The 2,032-nt window shown below is 66.2% G+C and carries 3 protein-coding genes; 1 reads left to right on the forward strand and 2 read right to left on the reverse strand.

Features of this window, described 5'->3' with window-relative positions; translation table 11 throughout:
* On the reverse strand, window positions 1-493 hold a 493-nt coding region (locus VGD20_RS08190), incomplete at its 3' end, for a hypothetical protein (protein WP_331133973.1).
* Between the two features lie 14 nt (window positions 494-507).
* Window positions 508-1,230 carry a ParA family protein gene (locus VGD20_RS08195; protein ID WP_037518907.1) on the reverse strand — a complete coding sequence of 241 codons (723 nt, stop codon included), beginning with the start codon at window positions 1,228-1,230 and terminating at the stop codon, window positions 508-510.
* A gap of 246 nt (window positions 1,231-1,476) precedes the next feature.
* Here VGD20_RS08195 and VGD20_RS08200 point away from each other — a divergent pair.
* A partial coding sequence (locus tag VGD20_RS08200) for a tetratricopeptide repeat protein (RefSeq protein ID WP_331133974.1) occupies window positions 1,477-2,032 on the forward strand: 556 nt, incomplete at its 3' end.

Raw genomic sequence — 2,032 nt, forward strand, 5'->3', positions numbered from 1 at the left:
AAGCCGCTTTTTCGCGGGCGCGGAGGGCGCGGGGCGCTTTTGCCTTCGCTTCGGCCTTGGGCGCGGGACGCGCTTCGACCTTGCGGGCGACCGCGGCGACGCGTTCGATCAGCGATTCCTGCTGGCGGACGACCTCGGGAATTTCGGGCGCTTCGGCTTCGAATTCGTCGGCGCCATAATCGTCGGTCAGGCCGGTCGGGACCGGGGTCAGTTCGTGGCCAACGCTATCGTCGACGGCATGTTCGGCCTCGACGTTGTGCGCCAGTACCGATCCGGTCAGCAGCGGCTTCAGGTCGACCATGCGCGCGGGTTCACCCGACTGGTCGGGATCGACATCATAGCCCATGTCGTTCCAGCCAAGGTCGTCGTAACCGGCCGGATGCATCGGTGCGGGGCCGCTGCCGAGCGGCTGGCGGCGCATCGCGGGACGCGCGCCGCCCTTGCGGGCAAGGAGGCCGGCGCTCAGCGATGCGAGGGGTTTGGGTTCGCCCATGGTTCCCGCTCCCGTCACTGACCAGCGATGCGGCGGCCGAAGCCACCGCCCATCGGGCGGACCGCGCCATAATTGCCCTGGGTGGGCAACGGCGCGGCAAACACGGTCCGGCGGAAATTCTTTTCGAGCCGGTCGTTCATATAGGTCCACAGCTGGCGGATCTCGTCGGCCGACCGGCCGTTCGGATCGACCTCCATCACCGTGCGGCCGTCGATCATCGACGCGGCATAATCGGTGCGGTGGTGCAGGGTGATCGGGGCGACGGTGCCGTGCTGCGACAGCGCGACCGCAGCTTCGCTGGTGATCTTCGCCTTCGGCGTCGCGCCGTTGACAACGAAGACCAGCGGCTTGCCGGCGCGTTCGCATAGGTCGACGGTGGCCCCGACGGCGCGCAGATCGTGCGGGCTGGGGCGCGTCGGGACGACGATCAGTTCGGCGACCGAAATCACACTCTGGATCGCCATGGTGATCGCGGGCGGCGTGTCGATGACCGCCAGTTTAAAGCCCTGCTGGCGCAGGATTTCGAGATCGGATGCGAGCCGGGCGACCGTGGTCTGGGCGAACGCCGGAAGGTCGGTTTCGCGCTCGTTCCACCAGTCGGCGAGCGAGCCCTGCGGATCGATGTCGATCAGAACGACGGGACCGGCGCCGGCGAGCTGCGCCTGCACCGCGAGGTGCCCCGACAGCGTCGTCTTGCCCGACCCGCCTTTCTGTGAAGCCAATGCCAATACGCGCACTGCGTTACCCCCTCGGAAATCCAGAATTCGGCGAAGGGAATGCCATGGGGGGCGCTAAAATTGGGTTAACGATGATAAAAAGAAGGTGAACGACTTGCTCGCCATCATGGTAAACGCTCCCCTAACGGCGTGTTGTCCCATAACGGATCAAATGTGGGGGCTCGCGCGTGTTGCTAACGCCGTGTTAGCCATTGCGCTCTATGAAGCGTCCGGGGACTGCAGCAATGCAAGTCATTGGAGAATAAGATGCGTTCTTTCCGCACCGCCATTTCGCTGGCTCTGCCGCTGATCGCGGCATCGATGCTCGCGGCGCCCGCCCATGCCGACGTCAAGGAAGGCGTCGATGCCTGGCAGGCGGGCAATTATCAGGCGGCGGTCGCCGAATGGCGCCCGCTCGCGATTGCCGGCGACGCCGATGCCCAGTTCAACCTCGGGCAGGCGTACAAGCTTGGCCGCGGCGTTCCCACCGATCTCGGGCAGGCCGAGGTCTGGTATCGCCGTGCCGCGAAACAGGGCCATCTGCAGGCCGAGGACAATCTCGGCCTCGTCCTCTTCACCGCGAACCGCCGCGAAGAGGCGATGCCCTATATCACCCGCTCGGCTGAACGCGGCGAACCGCGCGCCCAATATGTCCTCGGCACCGCGCTGTTCAACGGCGACCTGGCGCCACAGGACCTGCCGCGCGCCTATGCGCTGACCAAGCGCGCTAGCGACGCCGGGCTCACCATCGCTTCGGCGCGCCTCGCGCAACTCGACAATCTGATCCCGCTCGAACAGCGCCAGCGCGGCCTCGCGATGCTTC

The organism is Sphingopyxis sp. (genome assembly GCF_036402335.1).
Classification (GTDB): domain Bacteria; phylum Pseudomonadota; class Alphaproteobacteria; order Sphingomonadales; family Sphingomonadaceae; genus Sphingopyxis.